The following is a 25,123-nucleotide window of genomic DNA, read 5'->3' on the forward strand; positions in this document are numbered from 1 at the left end:
ATGGACAGCAGGCTCGGTGCCCAAGAGGCATCGTCGGCCGCGTCGCCGCGCGACGTGCGAATACTGCATCGCGTCGATCTCCCTACCGGTCCTACCCCGGACGGGGATGACGAGGTCGCAGGCGTCGGCGTCGTCGTGGACGTGGGTACGGCGGGCGTCGGCCACCTGGGTGCCGTCATCGAGCTGGCGGCCCGCCGCTTCACCTTCGACGCGAGCTACGTCGTGACCAGGATCGATCGCTCGTACGTGTGGCGTCAGGATCCGGGCCTTTCCCTGCCCGACGATGTCGTTCGACGCACCGGGCTCTCGGATGCCGACCTGACCGGGCGCTCTATCGAACTGGCTGCGGCGACGAGGATCATCGGCTCCGCGGACGTACGGATCGCGCACAACGCGCGCTTCGACCGGCCGCTCGTCGAGGAGCTCCTGCCGGATCTGGCGGGATATGGGTGGGCCTGTTCGATCGAGGACGTCGGCTGGACGTCGCGGGGCTACGGGAGCGCTGGCCTCGACCAGGTGCTCTCGACCTGCGGCTACTTCCAGGAAGCGCATCACGCCGAAGCCAACGTCGATGCGACGATCCAGATCCTGCGGCAGGAGCTGGAGCCCGGCCGGACGGCGCTGGCCGTCCTCATGGAAAGCGCGGCGCGGCCCAGCTGGATCGTACGCGCCTTCGGTGCCGCCTTCCAGCGCAAGGACGTACTCCGAGAGCGGGGCTACCACTGGAATGCGCTGCAGCGCGTATGGTGGCGCGAGATCCGTGACAGGACGGAAGAAGAAAGCTGGCTGCGGGAACGGGTCTACCACGGGCTGGAGCGATCTCGCGTCGCGGCGCAGTTCGAACTCATCGACTGGACCGGGCGCTATGTCTGAGGGCCATGACGATGGCGAGCAGAGTCCTGACGATCGCCTCCAGGGAAGCGCACAGCTCCTCGATGGAAAGGTTCTCCGCGCGCTTTCGGCTGCCGAGTGGATCGCAGGCTGGGCTGCAGACGCGATCAGCGTAGAAGGCTTCGCACCCGACGGCCGTCTTTCGGTCGGATGGATCCGCGTCGTTCAGCCATCCGAACGACTGCTCAGCTCGCTGCAGCGACTGGAACGGGTCCACGGCCAGGATGGCCGATGGCATCTGGTGCTGGACTCGCCGATCTTCGTGCCCCTCGTCGTCCTCCATCGCTGGTCGACGACGGCCATGTCGGTGCTACGGACAGCGCTCGGGGACGAAGCGAGCTTCCTAGCGGTCCTGGTCCTGGGCGACGTGCCGACCGAGCGATGAGATAGACCCGCACCTTCCGCCCCGCAGCCGGCGGGGACTCTAAGTCCATAGGACCGACGCAACCGCGCCGTTGCGCACGTGCCGACCAGTCCAGCTGCCCCACCAGTCAGACGGACGGGCGCGGCGTGGGAACCCTGGCTCCCGTTTGCATGCGGGTGCACCGCGAAGGCCTCCCGCTGCTCCTGCATATCGCTGGCCGCCGCGCGGCAGGAGAGCCACATCGCCCGCATGGAACTGCATAAAGACGACGGGGCGCATGGCGCAGACATGCCAGCTAGCTGGCCGCAAGGGGTGGAAGGCGACCCGCTCTATGCGGCGAGGTTCGAGCCCCGCAAGCGTACCGGTCTCGAACCTGCCATCGAGTTCGTGCGCGTGATTTCGCTGGGCGAGCAGGTCCTTTCCGAGCGGCAGGTCTGGCAGCAGGTGTTCGCCCAGGAGGTCGACATGCGTCGGTCCTACAGGTGGATGCAGGACCACCGGCATGACTGGCAGCTATGGGGCCGGGTCTCGAGCGTCTTCGGATCGTCGGAGATCACGGCGAGGATGGCATTCCAGTGTCCCGAGACACGGGCCGAGCGGCTTGCGATGCTGCTGGAGCTCCGTGCGAAGAACCGGAAGGAGCGGGAGAAGCGGGAGAGGAAGGAGCAGGAGCGCCGGGAGCGGGAGAAGGTCATCGAACTCTATCTCTGCGAAAAGGAGGGACAGTTCGGGCTCGAGTTCGTGCGTGGCGGCCACCAGAAGGGCTTCTTCAAGATCTGGTTTCGGGAGCAGTGGGAGCGCGAGCGCCTGCGCGACTGGCTGAGAGCGTACCGGCATAGGTTCATGGAGTTCGCCACCTTTCACGAGGAGAGGGGCGGCCCGGCGCTGGAACGCATGCTCCTTAGGGAGATGCTCGATACCGAGAAGCGGCTGAAAGCCCAGGGGCTGGCCGTCGGGGGGCGGCGTCCCCTCCGCTTCTACCGAGGAGAGGACTGATGAGCGGCCATCTGGAAAAGGCGAGCGGCGCAATGCTGCGCGAGGTCGGGGCGAGGGACAGCGACAGCGGTACGGCCCCGTCGATCGTCATAGGCCGCAGCTATGCCGGCCGACGAATGCTCCTCGGTCTCGCCGAGCCGCTCGAGCTCCTCGGTGGCGACTGTCTCGGCCCGGATGGAATCGCAGCTGACCTGTGCCTCGACTGGGTCCCTGGCCTTGCCGCGCACGTCGCGGAAGCCTGCCGACGACAGGTAGCGGCGGGCAGGAACTGGCTCCGGCTCCCCCCGACCGCGCTCATCGTCCCTGAGGACGACTATGCCCTGCATCTCGCAGCGGCGTTCGCCCGCAAGTCCAAGGTGCCCTTCGCCCACATCGACCTGTCGAAGGCTGGTCTCTCCTCCAGCAGCATGATGCCCGAGCACGGCTCCCATCCCGTACTGCCGCCTATGCCCGTACTCGTCATGGCGACGAGCGGCTGTGCGAACCCCGTCATCGTCGTGACGGGAGCCGACACGGCATCGGACGACGACTGCGTCCAGCTGGCGAGCATGCTCGATGCCCGCACCGGCCGACACTGGGCCAGCGAAGCGCTGGAGGGCGTGCTCGACCTCGGCTGCATCACGTGGCTGATCGTCTCCCGCAACGAGCATGCACTGCATCGAGCGATCTACAGCCGCGTCAGGATGATCGCGGCCGAGATCCCCCTTAGTCCGGCCCTGCGAACCCTGAGCGTCGCGATGGCAGTCATCGACGCGATGGAGATCGACGCTGCCGACGTCGCACCGGACCTCGCGCCCATGATCGACGAGACCAGCTGGCGCTCGCTGGCGGCGCAGCCGCTACGCTCGGTCAGGGAGAAGCTGCTTCGGCAGTTCGAACGCGCTGCGATGCAGCACGGCGGCCGAGGACCGGACTGACGGCTTTGTTTCGGAACATCAACAAGAAGGAGAAGACAGGATGAACCAGGACGAAGGCAGGCTCGTGCCGACGGGACGCAACGTCATGCCCGCTGTGGCGCCACGCCAGGGGGGCGGACCCGGCCGAATGATCACCGTCAACGGGAGACAGCACCTCCTCGAGGAGGACAGCGTGAGCCATGATCGGCTGGTGAGGCTCGCCTTCCCGGACATCTCGGCTGCGGAAAGCCGGGCGCTCACCGTAACCTATCAGGGCGGACCGCTGCAGGCCTCCGAAGGGCTGCTGACGCCGCACCAGCGCCTGCCGATCGCGGAAGGAGAGCGGTTCGTTGTCGCACAGACCAGCGCATCGTAGCGCGGACCTCGAGCGACTCCGGGACGAGGGCTACAGAGTAGCCCTCGTCGATGGGCAGCTCGAAGTTTCCGACGTACCCTATGCCACGGCGACGAGGACGGTCGGGAGGGGGACGCTGGTCGTTCCGCTCCGGATGGCCGCCAACGCGACCATGCCGCCGGATTATCATGCCGTCGGATGGCGTGGAGGCCGGCCGTGCACGGCGACCGGCGCCGCGATACCGGGGATCAACGCCAATCTGCTCGCCCGATCCGGTCAGCCGACCGAATACTGGCAGCTATGTCAGAAGCCATCAGGAAGGGAGTACCGGGACTATCACGAACTGGTCACCTCCTACGTCAACACGCTCTGTCAGCACGCAGTCCTGCTCGATTCTGCCTCCACCGCGAGAACCGGCGGCGGGGTCGTAGAGGACCACAATCCCGATTCGCCGTTCCACTATGTCGATACGGCGACCGGCCGGGCCGGCATCCAGGCCTTCCAGCGGAAGCTGGAGGGCATGAATGTCGGCATCGTGGGACTGGGCGGCACGGGTTCCTATGTCCTGGACCTCGTGGCGAAGACGCCCGTCTCGACCATCCACCTCTTCGACGACGACACCTTCGACCAGCACAACGCGTTCCGTGCTCCCGGTGCAGCATCCCTGGACGAGATCGCGCTTCAGCGCACGAAGGTGGATCACCTCGCCTCGATCTACTCTCGCCTGCATCGCGGCATCGTGCCGCACGGATTCAGCCTCGCGCGCGGCAGGCTCGCCATACTGGATCGGCTGGACTTCGTGTTCCTGTGCATCGACCGCATCGCGCCGAAGCGGGCGATCATCGATCGCCTCGAACGGAACGGGACCGGATTCGTCGACACCGGGCTGGGGATCGACGTCGGCGCCGACGGCATATTCGGGCTCGTCCGCGTCACCACCAGCGTCGATGGGGATCGGGAGGCCGCGCGAAACTCGATTCCCGGCGGCTCGGGCGGCCATGACGATCCATACCGCTCGAACGTGCAGGTCGCCGATCTGAACGCCTTGAACGCGTCGCTCGCCGTCATCCGGTGGAAGCGGCTCTGCGGCTTCTATAAGGATGGCGGGAGCGAGCATAACGGCGTCTTCGTCGTCGAGAACGGCAGCCTTCACTCGGTTTCGAGCGATCCGGGCGTGTCGCAGCCCGCCTCCTAGCCCTAGGGAGAGCGGGCGCGACGCGAGCATCGATGAAGCGCCGGCGTCGACCCGACGTCACGGGCGCACCAGCAAGGACGATGGCAGCCACGAAGGCGGCGCCATCGTCCAAGCGGCACGACCTGCGGCGGCGGTCGATCGCCACCGTCCCCCGGCTGCGACCTCAGCCCCTGATGAAGGCGAGCAGATCCGGATTGAGGACGTCGGCATGCGTCGTCAGCATCCCATGCGGATAGCCCTCGTAGACCTTGAGGGTGCCGTGCTGGAGCAGCTTGACCGAGAGCAGGCCCGCGTCCGCGATAGGCACGACCTGGTCGTCGTCACCGTGCATCACGAGCGTAGGGACCCCGATCGCCTTCAGATCGTCCGTGAAGTCGGTCTCGGAGAAGACGGCGATGCAGTCGTAGTGCGCCTTGGCGCCACCGATCATGCCCTGTCGCCACCAGTTCTGGATCGTGCCGGGGTACACCTTCGCGCCGTCGCGGTTGAAGCCGTAGAACGGCCCGCTCGCGACATCGAGGTAGAACTGGGCGCGGTTCGCCGCGAGCGCCGTCCGGAAGCCGTCGAAGACGGCCTTGTCGGTACCGCCCGGATTGGTCGCCGACTTGATCATGATGGGAGGCACCGCGCTGACGAGCACCACCTTCGCCACGCGGCCGGGCTTCGCCCGCGCAGCATAGCGCGCGGCCTCGCCGCCGCCCGTCGAATGGCCGATGTGCACCGCGTTCCGAAGATCGAGATGATCGGCCAGCGCGATCACGTCCGCGACATAGGTGTCCATGTCGTTGCCCGTGTCGGTCTGCGTCGAGCGACCGTGGCCTCGGCGATCGTGGGCGATCACGCGAAAGCCATGGGCGAGGAAGAAGAGCATCTGGGCGTCCCAGTCGTCCGCGGAAAGCGGCCAGCCGTGATGGAACACGATCGGCTGCGCGTGCTTCGAGCCCCAGTCCTTGTAGAAGATCTGGGTGCCATCCTTGGTCGTGATGAAGGACATGGTCTTTTCTCCTTGGAACGAAGCGGAAGGGGAGATCGCAAGCGCAGGCGCGCCGACGGCCAGGCCGACGACCAGCATGCCCCCCAGAAGCTCGCGTCGGCTGGCCTTGTAGGACCACTGCTGGGGCCCATCTGTGGCGATCAACGATCGGCTCCGATGCCGATCACGCCCTGGAAAGAAGCTGCCCCTGTCGTCCTATTCCAGCCCGGCATCTCCAGGGCGTCGACACATGCGCGATCTCTTCTCTCTCTGGATGGCAGCAGCATCCTCGGGGTCCTCCACGAAGCCGCCGCGATCCTTCGGCGTTTCCGCTTCATGTCGTGAACATCGCGCGTCCGACATCGTACGTGAGAAGATGCTCACTCATACCATGGTCTGTTGCGCGAGCATCGCCGCCGTGTGGCTACCTAAGTGGGGCAGCCACAGCACGCCGCAATTCGGCGGCAGCCTCGCTCCACAGAAATCCACTGCGCAGAGCGACCACCGAACATAGTCAAGTTAACTAGATCGGGAGATCGCGGTGAAATCTGCATGTATTTCATAATGATACGAGAGAAGAATGCATCAGAGAAAGGAAAAACATGGAAGCCAGGGACCATAGCAAGTTCGATCACCTCCGCGAGTGCGGCATCATTTCCGCCATGGACGTCGTCGGCGTCGAGGATACCGAAGCGGCAGATCTGCTTTGCACTCAGCTGCCCGAACTGGTGAAAATGGACCCAGTCGAGCGGCGAGCGTTTCTTGGAAGGCGTACTCTGCCGGATGGCTTTCTGAATGCACGATACCGCAGCGCCCGCACGGGCGAGACGTATGGCGAGTCCTTCCGTATCGACGGCACCAGCATAACGATCCTGAGCATGGTGGCCTCCATCGCGACATCTGAGGACGACTTCGGAATGTTCCTGTCGGCGAGGCGTGGTCCGACACGCGACAAGGGCTATCTTGAACTTCTGATTCTATTCGAGGGGGGCGGGCCAGTGTTCCAGAGGCCGGGCGACGTTCTAGTCCAGGCGCGATAGCTCGTCCTGATATCTCTCGAGCTCAAGACCCGCGAGGTTCCACCGCCGCCCGACATGCTCGTACATGACTGATAAGCCATCGGATGCCGTCCTGCACCTCGAGAGCACTTCCTTTACGTTGCTCTTCCGGGCGACGTTTTTACCGGCAAGAAGGAGCATGGCCCTCTCGTTGTCGCCAATCAGGCGAAACCGCTTCAGACCAGCCCTCTCTGCCTGTCGAATGCATCGCTCCACTGCCATCAGTTCGGCCTCGCAGGTGCTGCCGACCCGGCACACGGAAGCGTGATAGTCGTAGCTACCCTCAACCAGCGTCATGATCTCGAGGGTACCGACTCCTCGCACCTGCCTTATGCCTGCATCGCTGAAGACGGTGGGAATACTGGACGGGCCATAGAGTTTGTCAGGTGAAGTCATCGCGACGACCATCGTCGGCATCGCTTGCCATTTGTTTAAGCGATGTCGTCCTCAGGCGGCCGGAACGCACCCGATAGGGTCACTTCTGCTGCCAGCCTCCTGCCGCCATAAACTGCCGATCGATGGCCTGTGACCTTGTCGCCCTGGCTCACGGGGCGGGACGTTGAACAATCCAGAACAGGCCGGGGCTGCACCGGCTTACGACCCCGTTCAGCCTGATCTCGCGTCGATCGGCCACGCCTGACGAATGCGCGTCGTCGCACAACGCTGATGAGCAGCATCAGCCGAACCATCAAATCGAAAGGAAAAGAAGATGAAGCACCTCGACCTGTCGGGCGTGGACCCGATGCGCTGGGCGGAGATCAGGGCGCGTGTCGCCGTGATCGAGCGGTTCCTCAAGATCGAACAGCCTTCCGAGAAGGAGCGCCTGGCCCACGCTGCGGAGCTGGGGCTTCGCCGTACACAGTTCATGAAACTAGTCAGAGCCTGGAAGGCGCACGGAAACGCCTCGTCCATAGCCGGAGCCGGAATTCGGCGCAGGAAGACGCGGGTCGGCTGGCGTGCGCTGCCGAAGGAGGCCGAACAGCTCATGTGCGCGACGCTTGAACGACTCGGCAACGACGTACAGGCAGTCGATGCATGGATCGCGGTCTCCGACGTCCTCGCCAAGGCCGGGCTGCCGTCACCCGCCCGTTCGACGGTCTGGCGTCGGCTGCTGACCATGCGCCAGGCAGGTGGGACGGTGACGGAAGCGGGCGACGTGGTCGTTGCAGAGTGCCGTATCCTCATGCCCGTGGTGTCGAGCCAGGGCCTTGCGTTGCCCAGCCTGCTGGTAGCGGCGCACTCCTCTACCGGCTGCATTCTGGCCGCGGTGCTGCTCGAAGACGAAGCCCGCGGCGCGAGTCGGCTTGGAGATTCGATCAGGCAGGCGCTGCCGGACGCGACCGTCACCATCGATCAAACATTCGCCGCCAGCTTCGGAGGTGGACCGGAAGCCACGGTAACCGTAACCGCGGGCATCGCGCGCCGCATGCTGGCCCGCATGATCGGAAACGCGATCGGCGGCCTCGAGCTCAAGTTCAACAGAACGAAGTTCGGCCCGGAACAGCTTCTCAGGACGAAGGAGGATCATCCTCTCGACGTCGCCGACGCCCGGCATATCATCGCGGCGGCAATAGAGAGGCACAATATGTCGAGGGGCGGGACGCCCGGGCTGGGCCTCGTCGGATAGGAGCCGCCACGCGGCGATGGCGTCCCTGAAGGCCGAGGAAATCCGCCTGGAAGACAGGCGTCAGTCGGGACCGTGCTGGCACCAGGCCTCGAACATCTTCAGCACTGCGAGAAGATCAGCGGGAGGGCGGCCTGCAGGATCACGCTCGAGATCGGCCAGGATCGCGGAATTATGGATCTGGACCTCCACCTGGAAGCGGGCTGCGTCGTCGCTCGTGCCCGGGAGGTCGTCGAGGCTGTGGACGTCAGCTGATGCAGCGCTGTCGGCTGCCAACAGCAGGACACGTCCCATTCGGTCTCCCATGGCCTTGCGCAGGTAGCGGCCGAACCTCTTTGCGGCGATGGCAGGCTGGATGCCTGGCCGGATCCCGGCACGCGCTACTTCGACACCGATCCTCGTCAGATCGTCGTCGAGGCCGGCATCGTCGATCCCGGCGACGAGCTCCATGTTCTCGACGCGGTCCGCCCAGGCAAGATGCCTCAACGAGCCTGAGCCAAGGCGGCGCAGCGCGTCGCCCGCAGCGGATGCATAGCCCTGCCGCGCCTCGCGCAGGCGACCCAAAGCCATTCCGAGAACCAGCTGGGTTCGTGCGTCCACGATCGCGAAGAGCATGCGATGCGGATGATCCAGGGTCGATATCGTCGCCAGGCACACGTCGAACTGAATGTGCGCTCCTGGACGAACCGTCCTCTGCCGCCTTCGAAGCTCCTCTTCGACCTTGCGTCTCAGCGTGGCGAAGCTGGGGACCTTGTCGAGCTGCTCGCCCGCCGCCTCGCCGAGCATCTCGGCGAGCGTCTTGAGGACCGGCTTTTCTCCGTCCGGGATGGTGTCGACGACCGCCTTGACGTGCCTGGTCAGCGCCGCTTCGTAGTCGCTGGTCCGGGTCCGCGGTGCAGCGGCCGATGTCTCGACTGCCACGAGGGAGGGGGCGTTCTGCCATGCCTTCGCCATCTCATAGAAGTGGTTCGTCTTCAGCCCCGCAGCGGCCGCGGCAGAGGATGGACTGAGTGGCCGTCGACCGGAAAACCACCGCACTATAGCCTTCATCCGCTCCATCGCCCGCTCGCGCTGCCCTTCGGACATGGCGAGCCATAGCCTCTTCTCCCGAGGCGGGAGCGGATGCGGGAGCAGGCATTTGAGCCGGCGATCCACTTCGAAGCGGTGCAGATCGAGGTTCTCACCCTCCTCGTTGTGCGCACGTTCCATGGCCTCCCGGTAGCAGCAGCACGATCGGCAGTCAAAAAGTCATTAGACCGTGATTCTACCTCTTGCCCCGTGTATCGGTCACGCTTAGATGGATTCGACTCACACGTTAATGAAAGGGAGGTGACATGGAGAAGCGAAGGGGTAGAGGCGGGGCGACGATGCGAGGCGCGTCGCCGGAGCGCGTGTCGCGCGTCACAACGGCACAGGGTCGCAGCACGGAAGAGTCGTATGCTGCCAGTGTGACCGACGGGACGGAGCCGAGCGGGCCGCAGCTGTCGATATTCATCGACAGCTTCTCGCGTGCGATCATCGGCTGGGACGTCAGCTAGCAGATAGCAAGGCGGGCGATCGCCCCGCCTTACCACACTCCGAAGCCGAGGGCGGCCCGAACGGCAAGCCCCTCACCCTGTCGGCGGAGGGCGTCGTCGGCAGCCGACGACGCTCGCCCGCGACAGGAGCACGATGTGAACCACGAAACCGACTTTTCCGCCCGCACTCCCTCGGCTGCCGCCTTCCAGGTGCCCGACGCATTCATGAGCCTCCGGGCCGGACGAACGGCTCCGAGCTCGTGCTCGACGACGACAGGGCTGCCAGACGCGGCGGTCCGACTGGAACGCCTCGTCGCGTCCTGTCCCGACGTCGACGCCTTCCGCTTCGACGGCATGACCGTCCATGCCCATGACGGGGACAGAATCCGCGGCGTCGACGTGCATGCGATCGTCGAGAGCGGCTCCAATACCGTCCTGACGAACGCGTACGTCGAACGCGGTGACGCTTTCTGGACGACCGCACTTCTCCAGGCTGCCGCCTGCCAGCTCGGCTTCGTGTCGATGGTGGTGGCGCCGATGGCGATCGAATGCTCGTCGCCTCGGTTCATGACGCTCATGGCCGTCGCCTGCCGGCAGGACGTCGAGCTGACAGCCTTCGACGTCGAACGCCTCTCGAACGTGTTCATCAGCTGTCGCCGGCCGACGCTCTGCGACGTCTCCCGCGCGCTGGGCGGTGCAAGCCGAGGCTGGGAGTGCGCCCTTGCCGCGACGGCCCAAGGGCTCCTCCGCCTCGCGCCCCATCCGGAACTGACGCCGTCGGTCCGGGTCGAGCCGGGCCCCCTGCTGGATCTGGGGCGCTGGCCGAGCGGAGGAGCCACCGGCGGCATCAAGATCGGTGCGGAGATCGCCGCGTGATCGCGGGCGAACGCTATGTCCGTCTGCTCGTCACTCTCGTGCTCGGCTCGTCCGAGCATGAGGTGGCGCTCGACCGGGTCTCCGTAGTCGACGACGAGGATGCGTTCCCGGACGTGCCCATGCTTTCGCGGGTCATCGATTCCGGCGAGCGCATCGACGGCCTGAGCGACTGGCAGCAGTTCCGCGCGCGCAAGCGGCTCGCACAGTGCCTCCTGATGGACGAGCATCAGGTGCCGAACGGCGACAAGTCCATCGACCGGGCGATGCATCGCCACTGGACGCCGGCCCTGGCTGCCATATTCGGAGAGCCTGACAGTCCCTCGTCGGTGAGGCGCTGGCGGCAGCAGCGCGGCGCACCCGGCCACCGGCGACTGCAGGACATGCTCTCGCGCAGCGCATCGGCGCGAAGGGGGCATGCTTGATCCGTCAGGAAAGCCCCTCCGGCCGCCTTCGGGCACGGCTCGTCGAGGCCGCGTCCGACCTCGGCGCTACCATGACCCCGCTCGCCCACCTCTACGTGGCCGACGCGGAGGGCGCGCTGCGGACGCTGCTCGGCGATGCGCACATGCATCCGATCGGCGTGTACCCCTCGTGGAAGACGGGTCTCCCGCAGCCCTACGATGGACTGACAGAGCCCGATCTCATCCAGGAAAGCGAGGTGGATCCGGACGTCGTCGACTATCAGACCCAGGCGTTCCGGCTGCAGTACGGGCTGATGTCCGGCTCCTTCGCCTGGATCTGCGACCACTTCCGGCAGTACCGCGACGGCCGCGTGGAGGCGATCGAGGTCAAGCGCACCCCGCAGGACATGTCGCCCGACTATCTGCTGAAGATGCAGGTCGCACGCGAAATCCTCAGTCGCGTCGATATCGATCTGGTGATCCGGTACGATCGTGACATCAACGGTTGCGCCTGGCGGACGATCAATCGCGGCCATATCCTGGCACATCGTTCCTTCCATGTCGGCGAAGCCGGGATGGCGATCTTCGAGCGGATCTTCCGCCGCACGGATGTCATCGCCATGGGTGAACTCAGGCTCGCCCTCGACGCCAGTCGCGTACGTGGCGTCGCGGCGATCCATGCCCTGATGTGCGCGGGCCGGATCGACTGCGATCGCACCATGCCCATCCATGACGGAACGGAGCTCAGGCTGCTGGCGCCACCGAGCTTCATCTCGAGAATCCGCTTTTGAGCGACATGTTCTCCAGCATGCGCCCAGGCGACGAGATCGTGTTCGAGGGCATAAGCTACTTCTACACGACCCGTACGCCCGACGGTGCCTTCATGGCCATGAGTGCCGATGGCCGGGTCCTGCTCATGCCGGATCCGGCGACAGGCCTGCCGCGGATGCCGACCACGGACATGATGCGGCAGACCCAGCGCGAGCAGCGGCTCTTCCTGCGGTCGCCGCGGCTTGAGGACGACGTCCGGGCCGAAGCGCGTGCCGAAGAGCCGGCGCTTGACGAGATAGAGAAGCGCGACCGGTCGGCTTCGCTGCGTCGTCGCGCGCTCCGCGCCTGGGATCGGGAGCCCGAAGGCGACAAGCCGATGCTCAGCGAGCGCGGCCTGAGCCGCTGGCTTGGAGAGACTCTCGATCTCAAGGAGATCGAGGACACGTACGGCCGCGTTCCCTGCGGCAAGACGCTCTACAACTGGATCACCAGTCGCGGCGTTCCTGGCGATCGACGACTGGCCGACATGGAGTCGCGCAGCGGACGCGTGCGACGCAAGCGCCGCTTCCACGACATCGTCATCGCTCTCGGCAAGCGCCATGCGGTGGCCGTCGCCGGCTCGGCCCGCACCCAGCGCCGAGGCTTCGCGCTGTTCAAGCGCAGCGTGGCCGACGTGAACGCAGGCAGGCCGGTGACGATCAACGGCATCAAGTTCGAGTACGACCCGCCCGGCGTGACGCTCAAGGCCTATGGCAAGGAGATATTCCGCCGCGAGTGCAAGCGGGCACAGTCCGCCGATACCAAGGAAGCGCAGTTCGGTACGAAGGCGCGTCGCCAGGAATATGGCGGCGGCGGCCGCGCCAAGGAGCCGACCCGCTTCCTGGACCTGGTCGAGCAGGACAGCACGCCGTTCAGCAAGTATTTCGTGGTCGATTTGGAGAACCGCGTGCCGGTGGGCACGCCGAACGTCGTCTTCTCGTTCGACGTCTTCACCCACTGCTTCGTCGGATGGGACGTCGCCTATGGGCCGCCATCCACGGCGTCATGGATGCGCGCGCTGGCGCACTGCGGTCTTTGCAAGGAGGTGCCGAAGCGTTTCCTCAACGACGAGGATCCGCTGCTGGCTGCCCGCTATGCACGGCTCGCGGACATCGGCGGCTACATCACTGGCTGCATGCTCTACGACAACGCGCTCGAGAACGTAGCGCGCGCGAACGAGGATGCCTCCGGCGATCTCTGTCATGAGGTGCGTCTCGCCGGCGAAGGGCAGGCCACGCACAAGAACCACGTCGAGCGCGGCCATCAGACCGTGACGTCCCTGATGCGGGAGGTGCCTGGCAGCTCCTTCGATATCCCGTTGATGCGCAAGTACGGATACGATCCGGAAAAGCACGTCCTGGTGACGCTCGAGGAGTTCCGTGCGCTGCTCGCCGAGGCGATCGCGCTCTACCATACGACGACCGAGGTCGCTGCTCTGGGTGGTCGAGTACCACTGGACGTTTGGATAGAGCAGTCGGACCTCCACGGCCTGAGCCAGCCCCGGGACCTCGACCAGTTCCTGCGCTGCATCGGCTCTGTCGAGTACGTGACGTTCGATCGAAACGGCTGTGCCGCTAATGGCCAGCGTTATTCCGAGCCCGGGATCACGGAAGATCTTCTAGCGGACATGGCTGCGGCGCTTCCCCTCCCGCCGGGTGGCGAAGGCGTCTACCCTGCGAAGATCAAGCATTACGATCAGCTCGGCTTCGTCTCGGTATGGAATCCAGCCAAGCGCCGCTACGTCGACTTGCGCTGCACCGAACGACGCTATTCCCGGGACATGTCGGTCTGGCTGAACGAGCGGGTCGCAGAGTTCGCCAAGGAGCGGAGTCTCCTCTTCTCGACGGAAGATCAGAAGCTCGCGGCGGTAGCCGCATTCTCCGATGCGATGGCGGAAATCATGCCGCAGGCCACCGCCCGCGAACGCGAGACCCTCGCCATGCTCTACGATCGTCCGCACGTGCGCCGTTACCTCGGCGACTCCGTGAACGTCGTGAGGGTGAAGCCGTCACCCAGCGGCATGGAGAGCGTAGTCGAACACGATCTCCGGGCAGGCATTCGTCGCGAAGCGCTGGTCGAGCCTCAGCGTCGCCAGCGCGGCAACAGGCGCAAGGGGTCAGGGAAGAGCGGCGGCGGACAATCCGCGTCCTCGAGCGCCGACGCGCAGCCCAAGCCCCCCACGACGCGAACCACCCCGCCTCCGCCCAAGCCCTTCAAGCCGAGATAACGAGGAGAGTAGAAGCCGTGATCGAGAGACCTGAAGACGCGACGCCTTTCCAGAAGGCGCAATGGATCGGCGAGCAGCTGCGAGAGCTTTCGGAGATAAGGCTGGAAGTGCCCTGGCAGGATCGGGCGACCGCTTCGATCGGCATTATCCACGCCTCTGGTCAGGGTCGGAAGCCGGGGTCGCCGACGAGAGGTCTGCGCATCATCCAGCCGACTGGAGCAGGCAAGAGCGAGGCCGCCATCCACTATGGCCGGCTCGTCGCGTCTCAGCCGGGCTTCGATCCCAGTCGCAAGACGATCGTGCACGTTACCCTGAACACCACGGGAACCCCACTTAGCGCGATATCCTCCATCCTCGAGAAGCTGGGGGATCAGTACAGCACTGAGGGCGGCGAGCGCCTCCTTCTCAAACGGCTCAGACTCGCGCTCGTCGAGCAAGGCGTCGAGCTGCTCATCATCGACGAGCTCAACCACTGCAGCCAGAAGGTGCTTGGAAAGGACGTCTCGAATACCCTCAAGAACATGCTCACCGAGGGCTGGGTGCCGATCGTCTTCCTGGGCACCGAGAATGCCGATCGGCTCTTCAAGGGGAACGCCGAACTTCGTCGCCGCTGCGCGTCGGAGGTGTCGCTGCATCCGATCGATCCAAGCGATGACGAGCAGATGGCAGGCTGGATTGGATTCCTTGGCGGCATGGATGCCGAGATCGCGCGTCTGAAGCTGCTACCTGCCGCATCAGGTCTCCAGAACGACGCTATCGCGCGGGCGCTCTGCACCGCCTGTGGCGGTCTGATCGGAGAAGTCTGCGCGGTGATCCAGGACAGCTTCGAAAGCGTACTTCATCGCGGGGGTACCAGGATAGAGACGGGCGACCTGCGGCGCGCCGTCGACATTCGGTACGTGCAGCCGGGCACGTTGACCGCCAATCCACTGGACGCTCTTCAGTAATGGAGACGATTCCGCCCGATCAGGTCATGTGGCCGGTGCCGGCAATCGACGGAGAGTCCTTGTTCTCGTGGCTGACCCGCACCGGACGGCAAAACGTACATCGATCGCCCTTCACCGTTCTGCGGCGGTGTGGTCTGGCTTACGAAAGCCGGCCGTACACCGCTCTCGACGGCGGCGTCGATGCGAGCCACCTTGCACGGGCGCTCGGCGGCAAGACCGAAGACGTCGCCTCTCGCATGCTGGGTGGGTCAGAGACGTCGGGCTTCAGCGTCCTGGACGGGATCGAAGTACGCCGGGACGACATTGTCACGGCCGTGCGGCGGTTCTCTCCAAGGTCGGTCGGGGAACGGAAGTTTCACACGATGCATGCGATGTATCGTGTGCTGCCGTTCTGTCCGGAAAGCTGGGAGTACCTCAAGGACACATGCTCCGTCTGCGGGCAGGTGCAGCGATGGCGGCATGCCTGGGCTCTTGATCGGTGCGACGGTTGCTCCTCTCCTCTGGAAAGAGAGGTCGGGGTACCGGTTCCGCAGGCTCTACGCCCCGCGCTCGAGGCTCTGTCGCGCATCGTCGGATCCGATCGCACGGATCGCAGTGAAACCATCGACAGGCTTCCTCCGGATCTGGCGGCGCTAGGGCCAGGAGGCATTCTCGATCTCACCTACTCTCTTGCGATGGCGTGCGATCCCAGGCTGCCACTGGAGCGTCCCGCACGCCTGCAGCTGGCGGATCAACGCCGGCTGGCATCGGCTCTGGCAGCTGCCTGGAACGTCCTGCTCGAATGGCCAGCCGCCTTCGACCGACTCGTATGTGAGACGATCAGCTCTGCGCGTCCGAAGGCGGAGAAAAGACAGTCCGCCCGTAGCCGTGCGGCGAGGCAGCGGCTCGTCAATCTGATGCAGTCCCGAGACCGGGCCACTAAGCTGCCGCAGGTGAGACAGCTGATGGATGCGGTGGCGGACACCTATCGCGGCATTGATAATCCGCCTTCTTCAATCAACGTCCTGGTGAAACCGGCGGCGCGGCGACTGGGAATAACCGAGGGCGAGGTCAGTCGAGGCCGGGACACGGGACTGCTCGAGACGCGGCTTGGCCTGAGCAATGGAAGGATCCTGCTCAATTTCGACGGCGCCGAAATCGCGCGCCTCGAGCATGCGCGGCGGAACCGACTCGGCGCTCACGCCGTCGGCCTCAGGCTGCGTCTTCCAGCCTACGCTGTAGAGCGGCTGGTCGCTGCCGACATGCTGGAAGCCGACGATCATCCCTGGCTTGTCGCTCGCTTTGGGTCGCCCGTAACAACCGAAGAAAATGTCCGTGCCCTTCAGGACAGGGTTCTCTCTCTGGCAAGCTCGTCGCGGAGCATCGCTCACAGGGTGGACCTCGCCACGGTAATGCGCGGGTTCGGAGGTGGTCCGAAGCCATGGGAGACGATCTTCTCGATGTTGCTCTCCAGGCAGCTTCGGTTTTGCGCTATTGGCGAGGACGTGGACGTCAGCACGATCTGCATAGCGGGTCGAGATGTGGCTCGGTGCATGGCGTTGGACCTGGGAGCATCGAGAGACACGTTCAGTCAGGCCGACGCCCTCGAAATCCTCAACCTGCTTCCCAAATACGGGAAGGCTCTGTCTAAGCTCCGCGTCGGGTCGAGCGATCCCAAGAGATGGGAAATCGACGGCTGCAAACTCGATCGGGCTGCCAAGCGATACATTTCATATCCCGAGCTGGTCGCCAGGACGGGGCTCTATCCCCGGACCATCCGCGACACCTTGCTGAGCCTTGGATGTCACCCGCCCAGCGATCTAGGATGGATGAGGCAGTCGGTGCTTAGACAGTTGAGTCGGCTGGCCTGACGGGATCGCGATATCATGGTCGGCGTGAGGTAGCCCGTCGCCCATGAGCAATCACCTACGCCGCCTTGGTTTCAGCAAGATGATGCAAGGAGCTATACGCTTACCAAGCGTGAGCCCCGAGAAGCTCGAAAGTATTCGATTCGGGGATGTTCTATTTCACCGTTATGTGGCGATGCGAAAACCTTAAGTGGTATTCGCAAGAAACTGGAGCGGGCGAAGGGATTCGAACCCTCGACCCCAACCTTGGCAAGGTTGTGCTCTACCCCTGAGCTACGCCCGCTCTGGCGCCTTGAAACGGCTGCTCTTGCGAGCCACCGTTTGGGTGAGGCGCGCCACTAGCAGCGCTTTTCCGGGGCTGCAACAGCAATCGTACAAAATCAGCAACACGATTTCGGCTTGGCGACTCGGCCATTAGAACATTACAAGAACATATATGAGCGACTCGTCCGCCCTGATCGCCCGTTTGCGGCGCCTTGCCGCCGGTGACGGCGCTGCGCAAGGTGCCGCGGCGCCGGACGATGCCTGGCTGGCGCACGGGCTGACGGGTGCGCAACTGCATGAAATCTATGCGGTCGAGGAGGGCGATGGGCCGAGCGGCGCGGGCTTCGGTATCGCCGTCGCGCTGGCGGCGCGGGCCGTGCCGCTGCTTTGGCTGCGTACCGAGGCGTGCGAGCGGACGCAGGGGCGGCTGCATGCCAGCGGGCTGATCGAACTCGGCCTGTCCGCCGATTCGCTGGTGCTGGGAATCGTCGCGGACGAGGCGGCGCTGCTGCGCGCTGCGGCGGATGCGGCGCGCTGTCCGGGGCTGGGTACGGTGCTGGTCGAAAGCGTCGGCCGCGCGCCGGGCTTCGATCTCACCGCGACGCGGCGGTTGATGCTCGCCGCCGAATCGTCGGGCGTCACCGTGCTGTCGTTGCGCATCGGTGCCGAGCCGACCGCGAGTGCGGCGGCGACGCGCTGGGGCGTGGCGGCGGTGCCGTCGACCGCGCTCGACCAGGGCACGGGCGCGGGTGCGCCGGGCTTCGCCGCCTTCGATGTGGAATGTCTGCGCCGGCGCGGCGGCCCCGCGGGGCAGCGCTGGCGCGTGGAGTGGGATCGTGATGCCAAGAGTTTCCGTGGAGCGTCGCTATCTGGCGCTGGTCTTTCCGTCGCTCCCGGTCGAGCGGCTGCGCGCCACCCGGCCGCACCTGTTCGCCGGACGGGGTGAGACGCCGGTCGCCTTCGTCGAAACCGTCGGCAATGCCGTGCGGCTGACCGCGACCGATCTCGCCGCGGCGCGGATCGGGCTGGAGCCGGGGCTGACCCTCGCGGATGCGCGGGCGCAGGTGCCCGAGCTCGAGGTGTTCCCCGCCGATCCGCATGCCGATATGGACTGGCTGGAACGGCTGGCGGATGGCTGTACGCGTTACAGCCCGACGGTGGCGCTGATGCCGCCCGACGCGCTGGTGATCGACATCGCCGGCTGCGCGCATGCCTTCGACGGCGAGCGTGCGCTGGCGGCGGATGCCGAGGCGCGGATGGCGCGGCGTGGCATCCTCGCCCGCCATGCCTTCGGCGACACGCCCGAGATCGCGCGGGCGCTCGCCCGTTATGCCGGCGCGCCGGCGCCCGACGAGACCCGCGCGGTCAAGCGGCTGCCGGTGGCGGCGCTGGAGCTGGATGCGGATGCGACGGTGGCGTTGACCCGGGCCGGGCTCAAGACGGTCGGCGACGTGATGGCGCGGCCGCTGGCGGGGATCGCCGCACGCTTCGGCGAGGAGGCGGCGACCGCGGTGCGTCGGCTGGCGGGCGATCACAAGGCGCCGGTCAAGCCGCGGGTGCGCGTCGCACCGGTCGCGGTCGAACGCCGCTTCGCCGAGCCGATCGCGCGCACCGAATATGCTCTGGAGGTGCTCGAGGATCTGGCGGCGGACGCCGCCGCGACGCTGGCGGAGCGGCAGCAGGGCGGCCGGCGCTGGGAGGCGCGGCTGTTCCGTGCCGACGGTCATATCCAATCGCTGCGCGTCGAGACCGGGCAGCCGACGCGCGACGTGGCCTTGCTGATGCGGCTGTTCGCCGAGCGGATCGACAGTCTCGCCGATCCGCTCGATCCGGGGTTCGGTTACGACCTGGTGCGGCTCGACGTCGCGCTCGCCGAGCGGCTCGACGCGGCGCAATTGCGGCTGGAGGGCGGTGCGAGCGCGCGCGAGACCGGTGCCGGGGCGGGGCAGGTCGCACAGCTCGTCGACCAGCTCTCGACCCGGCTCGGCCGCGGCCGGGTGCGGCGCTTCGGATCGCGCGACAGCCATATCCCCGAACAGGCCGAGCTGATGCTGCCCGCCACCGCCGACGCGCCGGCGAGCGCGTGGCCGGCGACCGAGGACGGCGAACCACCGCTGCGTCCGATCTATCTGTTCGACCCGCCGCAGCTCATCGAGAGCGTGATGGCCGAGGTGCCGGACGGTCCGCCGCATCGCTTCCGCTGGCGGCGGCGGGTGCATGAGGTGGCGCGGTCGGAAGGGCCGGAGCGGATCGCCGGCGAATGGTGGCGCCGCCACGACGCCGCGATCCCGACGCGCGATTACTATCGCGTCGAGGATCGCCGCGGCCGCCGCTTCTGGATCTTCCGCCACGGCCTGCACGACGAACAGGCGCATCCGCGCTGGTATCTGCACGGGCTGTTCGCGTGAACGTGGTGGACGGCGATCGCCGATGACCGCATTCGCCGAACTCGTCGCGGCGACCAATTTCTCGTTCCTCGAGGGCGCGAGCCATGGCGAGGACATGATCGCGCAGGCGGTGGCGCTGGGCCATGCCGGCATCGGCATCGCCGACCGCAACACCGTCGCCGGGGTGGTGCGGGCGCACAAGGCGCTGCGGCTGATCCGTGCAAGGGCGATCGAGGGCGGCTTCGCCGATATCGCCTTCAAGCTGGTGGTCGGCGCGCGGCTGGTGTTCGCCGACGGTACGCCCGATATCGTCGCCTATCCGACGACGCGGCACGGCTGGGGGCGGCTGACGCGCCTGCTGACGATGGGCAATTTGCGTGCGGTGAAGGGCGATTGCATCCTGGGCTTCGGCGACCTGCTGCGGCATCTCGACGACCTGCTGCTGATCGTGCTTCCCGCATCGAGCGCCCGTCCGCACGAGGCGCGCGACGGGGCGATGCTGCCGCCGCCACGCAGCGATGCGGGGCTCGGCGAGACGATCCGACGCCTCGCCGGCGCCGCGCCGGATCGGGTCTGGTTGGGCGTGACGATGCCGCGCGCCGGGCGCGACCGTCGTCGGTTGGCGCAGCATGCCCGGCTCGCGCAGGCGATGGGCGTGCCGCTGCTCGCCACCGGCGACGCGCTGTACGCCGAACCGGCCGATCGACCGCTGCACGACGTGCTCACCTGCATCCGCCTCGGCACGACGATCCGCGCGGCCGGGCGCCGGCTCGCCGCCAACGGCGAGCGCCATCTGAAATCGGGCGAGGAAATGGCCCGGCTGTTCGCCGATCTGCCGCAGGCGGTCGCGGAGAGCGGGTGCATCCTCGACCGCATCGCCTTCACGCTGACCGATCTCGCCTATGAATATCCGCACGAGCCGGTGCCGGCGGGCTGGGCGCCACAGGCGTGGCTGGAGCACATCACGTATGCTGCGGCCCGCAAGCGCTTTCCCGAGGGGATACCGGCGCGTCTGCAAAAGCTGCTCGACGAGGAACTGCCGCTGATCGCCGAGCGCCAATATGCTTTCTATTTCCTCACGGTGCACGACATCGTCCGCTTCGCGCGCGAGGAATGCGATCCGCCGATCCTGTGCCAGGGGCGCGGATCGGCGGCGAATTCGGCGGTCTGCTGGCTGCTCGGCGTCACTTCGGTCGATCCGATGCGCTACGACCTGCTCTTCTCGCGCTTCGTCTCCGCCGAGCGCGACGAGCCGCCCGATATCGACATCGACTTCGAGCACGAGCGGCGCGAGGAGGTGATGCAATATATCTACCGCCGCTATGGCCGGCATCGCGCGGCGATCGCCGCGACCGTCATCCATTACCGCCCGCGCAGCGCGGTGCGCGAGGCGGGCAAGGTGCTGGGGCTCAGCGAGGACGTGACGCAGCGGCTGACCAGCACCGTCTGGGGCAGCTTCGCCGACCGGTTCGAATCCAAACACCTCGGCGAGACCGGATTTACCGTCGACAATCCCGAGATCGCGCGGCTGCGCGACACGGTCGATCGGCTGATCAAATTCCCCCGCCATCTCTCGCAGCACGTCGGCGGCTACGTGCTGACGCAGGGGCGATTGGACGAGACGGTGCCGATCCATCACGGCGCGATGGCGGACCGGACCTTCATCGAATGGGACAAGGACGATATCGACGAACTGAAGATCATGAAGGTCGACATCCTCGCGCTCGGCATGCTGACCTGCATCCGCAAGGCGTTCGACCTGATGCGCGACAACGGGCTGGAGAGCCACGATCTCGACAGCATCCCGCCGGACGATCCGCCGGTCTACGACATGCTGTGCAAGGGCGACAGCATCGGCGTGTTCCAGGTCGAGAGCCGCGCGCAGATCAACATGCTGCCGCGGCTCAAGCCCCGCAAGCTCTACGATCTGGTGGTGCAGGTGGCGATCGTCCGGCCGGGGCCGATCGAGGGCGATATGGTCCATCCCTATCTGCGTCGCCGGGCGGGCAAGGAGATCCCCGAGTTTCCCGCGCCGCATCCGCCGCACGATCCCGACGAGCTGCGCAATCTGCTCCGCGAGACCTATGGCGTGCCGCTGTTCCAGGAACAGGCGATGAAACTCGCGATCGTCGCGGCCGAATTTACGCCGGGCGAGGCGAACCAGCTGCGCCGCGCGATGGCGACGTTCCGCAACGTCGGCGGCATGGAGGATTTTCAGGCCAAATTGGTCGAGGGCATGGTCCGCCGCGGCTACGAACGCGACTTCGCGATGCGCTGCTACAAGCAGATCGAGGGCTTCGGCAGCTACGGCTTTCCCGAGAGTCATGCGCTGTCGTTCGCGCGGCTGGTCTATGTGTCGTCGTGGATCAAATGCTTCCACCCGGCGGTGTTCGGCTGCGCGATCCTCAATTCGCAACCAATGGGTTTCTATGCGCCGGCGCAATTGGTGCAGGATGCGCGCGCGCATGACGTCGTCGTGCGGCCGATCGACGTCAACGCGAGCGGCTGGGACAATACGCTCGAACCGCTCGACGATGGCGGGCTCGCGATCCGGCTCGGCTTTCGGCAGATCGACGGCTTTCGCGAGACGTGGGCGACGGATCTGGTCGCGGCGCGCGCGGCGGGGGCGTTCGCCGATATCGAGGCGGTGGCGGCGCGCGCCGGACTGCCCAAGCGCGGCCTCGACCTGCTCGCCGATGCCGATGCCTTCGGTTCGATCGCGCTCGGCCGGCGCGATGCCTTGTGGGAGGTGCGGCGCACCCCGCCCAGGCAGCTCGCATTGTTCGCCGCGGCCGACGCGCCCGAACTCGGCCGCGAGGTCGATGCGCAACTCCCCGCGATGCCGGCCAGCGAGGAGGTCGCGGCGGATTACCAGACGACGCGGCTGTCGCTGAAGGACCATCCGATGCGCTTCCTGCGGCCGCTGTTCGCCGCCGAGGGGATCGTCTCGAGCGCGCAGGCGGGGCGGCTCAGGGACGGGCGGCGCGCGCGGATCGCCGGCGTCGTGCTGGTCCGCCAGCGGCCGGGCAAGGGCAATGCGATCTTCGTGACGATCGAGGACGAGACCGGCGTCACCAACGCGCTGATGTGGGCGCGCGATTTCGAGGCGAACCGGCGCGCGGTGATGGCGGCGCGGCTGCTGGTGCTGGAAGGCGTGATCCAGCGCAGCGAGGAAGGCGTGATCCACCTGATGACGGTCAAGGCCTATGATCGCAGCGTGGAGCTGCGGCGGCTGTCGTCGGACTACAACGCCGAGACGCCGCTGCTGCCGGTCGACGAGGTGATCCGTCCCAAGCCCATCAGCAGCCGCGACCCACGCGGCCAGCATCCGCGCGACGTGCGTATCATGCCGCCGTCCCGCGATTTCCATTGAGGGGGCGGGGCCATCGGTCCCCTCGTTCGCGCTGAGCCTGTCGAAGGGCAGTGGGTCTCAACTGTGCTTCGACGGGCTAAGCACGAACGGTCGGGGGATTGGTGGACGATCCTAATGACTCCGGCCGAAATCCGGCTTGGCGTCGTCCTGGCCCTGTTCGATGATCGAGCGGCGGATCGCGCGGGTGCGCGTGAACAGGTCGAACAACTGGTCGCCGTCGCCCCAGCGGATCGCGCGCTGGAGCATCGTCACGTCCTCGGTCAGCCGCTGGAGGATCTCCAGCACCGCCTCGCGATTGTTGAGGAAGACGTCGCGCCACATCACCGGATCGGAGGCGGCGATGCGGGTGAAGTCGCGGAAGCCGCCCGCCGAGAATTTGATCACCTCGCTCTGCGTCACCTCTTCGAGATCGCTGGCTGTGCCGACGATCGAATAAGCGATGAGATGCGGTACATGGCTGGTCACCGCGAGCACGAGATCGTGGTGGCGCGGCGTCATGATCTCGACCTGCGCGCCGAGCGCCTCCCAGAAGGCGCGCAGCCGCGCGACGGGCGCCTCGGCCGTGCCCTCTTCGGGGGTCAGGATGCACCAGCGGCCGCGGAACAGCGTCGCGAAGCCCGCCTCGGGGCCGCTATGTTCGGTGCCGGCGACGGGATGGCCGGGGACGATCGTCGCGTCGGCCAGCACCGCGCGCAGCGCCGCGAGCACGCTCGCCTTCGACCCGCCGACGTCGCTCACGATCGCCTCGGCGGGCAGATCGTCGGCGAACTCCGCCGCCACCGCGCCCATCGCGCCGACCGGCACGCACAGCATGACGAGATCGGCGTCGATCACCGCCGCACCCGCGCTGTCGGCGATATCGTCGGCGAGCTCGATCCGCGTCGCGATCGCGCGCACCTCGGGATCGGCGTCATAGCCGGTGATCCGCACCGTCGGCATCGCCTGCCGCACCGCGCGCGCGACCGACGAGCCGATCAGCCCGAGCCCGACGATCGTGACGCGCGCGAACGGCAGCATCAGCCGGCGCGCCCGGTCTCGGCGCGCAGCACCGCGACGACGTCGCGCATCTCCGCCTCGGTGCCGATCGTGATCCGCAACGCCTGCGGCAGGCCCTGGCCGGGCAGCCAGCGCGTCGCATAGCCCGCCGTCATCAGCGCCTTGTAGGCATCCTCGGCGGTCAGCAGCCCCTCGAACAGCACCAGCACGAAATTGGCCTTGCTCGGCACCGCGCGCAGGCCCGGCAACGCATCGACCTGCTCGCTGAACCAGCCGCGCCATTCGCGATTGTGGCTGCGGCTGCGCTCGACGAAGCCGGCATCGCCCAGCGCCGCGATCGCCGCCGCCTGCGCGCCGATGCTGAACGCGAAGGGCGCGCGGATGCGGTGCATCGCGTTGATGATCTCGGGCGAGGCATAGCCCCAGCCGACCCGCTCCGAGGCGAGACCGAAGATCTTCGAGAAGGTGCGCGTCACCAGCACGTTGGCGGCGGTGCGTGCCAGTTCCAGCCCGCCGTCGTCGTCCTCGGGGTCGAGATATTCGGTATAGGCCTGATCGAGCACCAGTAGCACCGATTCCGGCAGGCCGGCGTGCAGCCGCGCGATCTCGTCCTTCGTGCTGTAGGTGCCGGTCGGGTTGTTGGGATTGGCGACGAACACGATCTTGGTCTTCTCGGTCACCGCGGCAAGGATCGCGTCGACGTCGGTCGCATAGTCGCGGTCGGGCACCACGACCGGGGTCGCGCCGACCCGCCGCGTCGCGATCTCATAGACCGCGAAGCCGTAGCGGACGTGGATGATCTCGTCGCCCGGCCCGGCGAAGGTGCCGGCGGCGAGGTGGAGCACCTCGTCCGAGCCGGTGCCGTAGATCAGCCGCTCCGCCTCGACGCCGTAATGCGCGGCGAGCGCCGCGCGCAGGTCGATCGCGGCGGCGTCCGGATAGCGTTCGAGATGGTCGGCGGCGTCGCGATAGGCGGCGCGGGCCGGCTCGGGCGTGCCGAACGGATTCTCGTTCGACGACAGTTTGACGACCTTGCGGCCATCCTCGCTGGTGGCGCGGCCGGGGACATAGGGCGCGATGCCCAGGATCCAGGATTTGGGGGCGGGTGCGGTCATGCGACGGCCTT

General features: G+C 66.5%; 22 protein-coding genes and 1 tRNA gene. 17 read left to right on the top strand and 6 right to left on the bottom strand.

Going from position 1 to position 25,123, the window contains the following annotated elements:
* From AC07U4_RS09420 to AC07U4_RS09445, 6 genes are all read left to right on the top strand, one after another.
* The gene (locus AC07U4_RS09420) at positions 1 to 873 is read left to right on the top strand and encodes a DNA polymerase III subunit epsilon (protein WP_495195258.1); all 873 of its coding nucleotides are present in this window, start codon (positions 1 to 3) and stop codon (positions 871 to 873) included.
* A complete protein-coding gene (locus AC07U4_RS09425) occupies positions 866 to 1,276 on the top strand; it encodes a hypothetical protein (protein WP_495195259.1) in 411 nt (136 codons plus the stop codon). The genes AC07U4_RS09420 and AC07U4_RS09425 overlap by 8 nt, the downstream gene beginning before the upstream one ends.
* A gap of 228 nt (positions 1,277 to 1,504) precedes the next feature.
* Positions 1,505 to 2,251: a hypothetical protein gene (locus AC07U4_RS09430; protein ID WP_495195260.1), complete on the top strand. Its 747-nt coding sequence runs from the start codon at positions 1,505 to 1,507 to the stop codon at positions 2,249 to 2,251.
* Positions 2,251 to 3,168 (top strand): hypothetical protein, encoded by a 918-nt coding sequence (locus AC07U4_RS09435; RefSeq protein WP_495195261.1) that lies wholly within the window; start codon positions 2,251 to 2,253, stop codon positions 3,166 to 3,168. The genes AC07U4_RS09430 and AC07U4_RS09435 overlap by 1 nt, the downstream gene beginning before the upstream one ends.
* Before the next feature lie 40 nt (positions 3,169 to 3,208).
* Positions 3,209 to 3,523: a hypothetical protein gene (locus tag AC07U4_RS09440; protein WP_495195262.1), complete on the top strand. Its 315-nt coding sequence runs from the start codon at positions 3,209 to 3,211 to the stop codon at positions 3,521 to 3,523.
* Positions 3,498 to 4,697 (top strand): ThiF family adenylyltransferase, encoded by a 1,200-nt coding sequence (locus tag AC07U4_RS09445; protein WP_495195263.1) that lies wholly within the window; start codon positions 3,498 to 3,500, stop codon positions 4,695 to 4,697. The genes AC07U4_RS09440 and AC07U4_RS09445 overlap by 26 nt, the downstream gene beginning before the upstream one ends.
* Before the next feature lie 163 nt (positions 4,698 to 4,860).
* Here AC07U4_RS09445 and AC07U4_RS09450 read toward each other — a convergent pair whose 3' ends face one another.
* Positions 4,861 to 5,691, bottom strand: coding sequence for an alpha/beta fold hydrolase (locus AC07U4_RS09450; RefSeq protein WP_495195843.1), 831 nt, complete (start codon positions 5,689 to 5,691; stop codon positions 4,861 to 4,863).
* Between the two features lie 581 nt (positions 5,692 to 6,272).
* Here AC07U4_RS09450 and AC07U4_RS09455 point away from each other — a divergent pair.
* Positions 6,273 to 6,710, top strand: coding sequence for a hypothetical protein (locus AC07U4_RS09455; protein ID WP_495195264.1), 438 nt, complete (start codon positions 6,273 to 6,275; stop codon positions 6,708 to 6,710).
* Here AC07U4_RS09455 and AC07U4_RS09460 read toward each other — a convergent pair.
* Positions 6,693 to 7,145, bottom strand: a complete 453-nt coding sequence (locus AC07U4_RS09460) for a hypothetical protein (RefSeq protein WP_495195265.1) — start codon at positions 7,143 to 7,145, stop codon at positions 6,693 to 6,695. The two genes, AC07U4_RS09455 and AC07U4_RS09460, sit on opposite strands and share 18 nt — an antisense overlap.
* Before the next feature lie 292 nt (positions 7,146 to 7,437).
* Here AC07U4_RS09460 and AC07U4_RS09465 point away from each other — a divergent pair, with 292 nt between their 5' ends.
* Positions 7,438 to 8,355, top strand: coding sequence for a hypothetical protein (locus AC07U4_RS09465; protein WP_495195266.1), 918 nt, complete (start codon positions 7,438 to 7,440; stop codon positions 8,353 to 8,355).
* A 60-nt stretch (positions 8,356 to 8,415) separates the two neighbouring features.
* On the opposite strand, the gene AC07U4_RS09470 is transcribed toward AC07U4_RS09465, so the two are convergent.
* On the bottom strand, positions 8,416 to 9,561 hold the full coding sequence (locus AC07U4_RS09470; protein ID WP_495195267.1) for a hypothetical protein: 1,146 nt from the start codon (positions 9,559 to 9,561) through the stop codon (positions 8,416 to 8,418).
* A 464-nt stretch (positions 9,562 to 10,025) separates the two neighbouring features.
* Here AC07U4_RS09470 and AC07U4_RS09475 point away from each other — a divergent pair, with 464 nt between their 5' ends.
* The 6 genes from AC07U4_RS09475 to AC07U4_RS09500 are packed head-to-tail and all read left to right on the top strand — an operon-like array spanning position 10,026 to position 16,980.
* Positions 10,026 to 10,745, top strand: coding sequence for a hypothetical protein (locus tag AC07U4_RS09475; protein WP_495195268.1), 720 nt, complete (start codon positions 10,026 to 10,028; stop codon positions 10,743 to 10,745).
* Positions 10,742 to 11,167, top strand: coding sequence for a hypothetical protein (locus AC07U4_RS09480; RefSeq protein ID WP_495195269.1), 426 nt, complete (start codon positions 10,742 to 10,744; stop codon positions 11,165 to 11,167). The genes AC07U4_RS09475 and AC07U4_RS09480 overlap by 4 nt, the downstream gene beginning before the upstream one ends.
* Positions 11,164 to 11,937 carry a hypothetical protein gene (locus tag AC07U4_RS09485; protein ID WP_495195270.1) on the top strand — a complete coding sequence of 258 codons (774 nt, stop codon included), beginning with the start codon at positions 11,164 to 11,166 and terminating at the stop codon, positions 11,935 to 11,937. Before AC07U4_RS09480 ends, AC07U4_RS09485 begins: the two co-directional genes overlap by 4 nt.
* Positions 11,938 to 11,942: 5 nt before the next feature.
* Positions 11,943 to 14,183 carry a TnsB C-terminal domain-containing protein gene (locus AC07U4_RS09490; protein ID WP_495195844.1) on the top strand — a complete coding sequence of 747 codons (2,241 nt, stop codon included), beginning with the start codon at positions 11,943 to 11,945 and terminating at the stop codon, positions 14,181 to 14,183.
* 17 nt (positions 14,184 to 14,200) lie between these two features.
* Positions 14,201 to 15,130, top strand: a complete 930-nt coding sequence (locus tag AC07U4_RS09495; RefSeq protein WP_495195271.1) for a TniB family NTP-binding protein — start codon at positions 14,201 to 14,203, stop codon at positions 15,128 to 15,130.
* Complete coding sequence (locus AC07U4_RS09500; protein WP_495195272.1) at positions 15,130 to 16,980, top strand: hypothetical protein; 1,851 nt, start codon at positions 15,130 to 15,132, stop codon at positions 16,978 to 16,980. The genes AC07U4_RS09495 and AC07U4_RS09500 overlap by 1 nt, the downstream gene beginning before the upstream one ends.
* Before the next feature lie 205 nt (positions 16,981 to 17,185).
* Here the strand turns inward: AC07U4_RS09500 and AC07U4_RS09505 are convergent.
* Positions 17,186 to 17,260: transfer RNA gene (locus AC07U4_RS09505), tRNA-Gly, on the bottom strand.
* A gap of 153 nt (positions 17,261 to 17,413) precedes the next feature.
* Here AC07U4_RS09505 and AC07U4_RS09510 point away from each other — a divergent pair.
* From AC07U4_RS09510 to AC07U4_RS09520, 3 genes are read left to right on the top strand one after another with little or no spacing between them, the layout of a single operon-like run.
* Complete coding sequence (locus AC07U4_RS09510; RefSeq protein ID WP_495195273.1) at positions 17,414 to 18,187, top strand: hypothetical protein; 774 nt, start codon at positions 17,414 to 17,416, stop codon at positions 18,185 to 18,187.
* Entirely contained in the window at positions 18,096 to 19,649 is a 1,554-nt protein-coding gene (locus AC07U4_RS09515) for a Y-family DNA polymerase (protein ID WP_495195274.1), read from the top strand. Before AC07U4_RS09510 ends, AC07U4_RS09515 begins: the two co-directional genes overlap by 92 nt.
* A 22-nt stretch (positions 19,650 to 19,671) precedes the next feature.
* On the top strand, positions 19,672 to 23,001 hold the full coding sequence (locus AC07U4_RS09520; protein ID WP_495195275.1) for an error-prone DNA polymerase: 3,330 nt from the start codon (positions 19,672 to 19,674) through the stop codon (positions 22,999 to 23,001).
* 111 nt (positions 23,002 to 23,112) lie between these two features.
* On the opposite strand, the gene AC07U4_RS09525 is transcribed toward AC07U4_RS09520, so the two are convergent.
* Together AC07U4_RS09525 and hisC are read right to left on the bottom strand one after the other, a co-directional pair.
* Positions 23,113 to 24,018, bottom strand: a complete 906-nt coding sequence (locus AC07U4_RS09525; protein ID WP_495195276.1) for a prephenate/arogenate dehydrogenase family protein — start codon at positions 24,016 to 24,018, stop codon at positions 23,113 to 23,115.
* Entirely contained in the window at positions 24,018 to 25,112 is a 1,095-nt protein-coding gene (gene hisC, locus AC07U4_RS09530) for a histidinol-phosphate transaminase (RefSeq protein ID WP_495195277.1), read from the bottom strand. Before hisC ends, AC07U4_RS09525 begins: the two co-directional genes overlap by 1 nt.
* Positions 25,113 to 25,123 lie beyond the last annotated feature (11 nt).

Source organism: Sphingomonas sp. GW821-FHT02B09 (assembly GCF_059421875.1).

What these genes read in the sequence shown, in the direction of transcription:
- AC07U4_RS09420 (WP_495195258.1), top strand. Translation starts at nt 1, where the DNA reads ATGGACAGCAGGCTCGGTGCCCAAGAGGCATCGTCGGCCGCGTCGCCG.
- AC07U4_RS09425 (WP_495195259.1), top strand. Translation starts at nt 866, where the DNA reads ATGTCTGAGGGCCATGACGATGGCGAGCAGAGTCCTGACGATCGCCTC.
- AC07U4_RS09430 (WP_495195260.1), top strand. Translation starts at nt 1,505, where the DNA reads ATGGAACTGCATAAAGACGACGGGGCGCATGGCGCAGACATGCCAGCT.
- AC07U4_RS09435 (WP_495195261.1), top strand. Translation starts at nt 2,251, where the DNA reads ATGAGCGGCCATCTGGAAAAGGCGAGCGGCGCAATGCTGCGCGAGGTC.
- AC07U4_RS09440 (WP_495195262.1), top strand. Translation starts at nt 3,209, where the DNA reads ATGAACCAGGACGAAGGCAGGCTCGTGCCGACGGGACGCAACGTCATG.
- AC07U4_RS09450 (WP_495195843.1), bottom strand. Translation starts at nt 5,691, where the DNA reads ATGTCCTTCATCACGACCAAGGATGGCACCCAGATCTTCTACAAGGAC.
- AC07U4_RS09455 (WP_495195264.1), top strand. Translation starts at nt 6,273, where the DNA reads ATGGAAGCCAGGGACCATAGCAAGTTCGATCACCTCCGCGAGTGCGGC.
- AC07U4_RS09460 (WP_495195265.1), bottom strand. Translation starts at nt 7,145, where the DNA reads ATGCCGACGATGGTCGTCGCGATGACTTCACCTGACAAACTCTATGGC.
- AC07U4_RS09465 (WP_495195266.1), top strand. Translation starts at nt 7,438, where the DNA reads ATGAAGCACCTCGACCTGTCGGGCGTGGACCCGATGCGCTGGGCGGAG.
- AC07U4_RS09470 (WP_495195267.1), bottom strand. Translation starts at nt 9,561, where the DNA reads ATGGAACGTGCGCACAACGAGGAGGGTGAGAACCTCGATCTGCACCGC.
- AC07U4_RS09490 (WP_495195844.1), top strand. Translation starts at nt 11,943, where the DNA reads ATGTTCTCCAGCATGCGCCCAGGCGACGAGATCGTGTTCGAGGGCATA.
- AC07U4_RS09500 (WP_495195272.1), top strand. Translation starts at nt 15,130, where the DNA reads ATGGAGACGATTCCGCCCGATCAGGTCATGTGGCCGGTGCCGGCAATC.
- AC07U4_RS09510 (WP_495195273.1), top strand. Translation starts at nt 17,414, where the DNA reads ATGAGCGACTCGTCCGCCCTGATCGCCCGTTTGCGGCGCCTTGCCGCC.
- AC07U4_RS09520 (WP_495195275.1), top strand. Translation starts at nt 19,672, where the DNA reads ATGACCGCATTCGCCGAACTCGTCGCGGCGACCAATTTCTCGTTCCTC.
- AC07U4_RS09525 (WP_495195276.1), bottom strand. Translation starts at nt 24,018, where the DNA reads ATGCTGCCGTTCGCGCGCGTCACGATCGTCGGGCTCGGGCTGATCGGC.
- hisC (WP_495195277.1), bottom strand. Translation starts at nt 25,112, where the DNA reads ATGACCGCACCCGCCCCCAAATCCTGGATCCTGGGCATCGCGCCCTAT.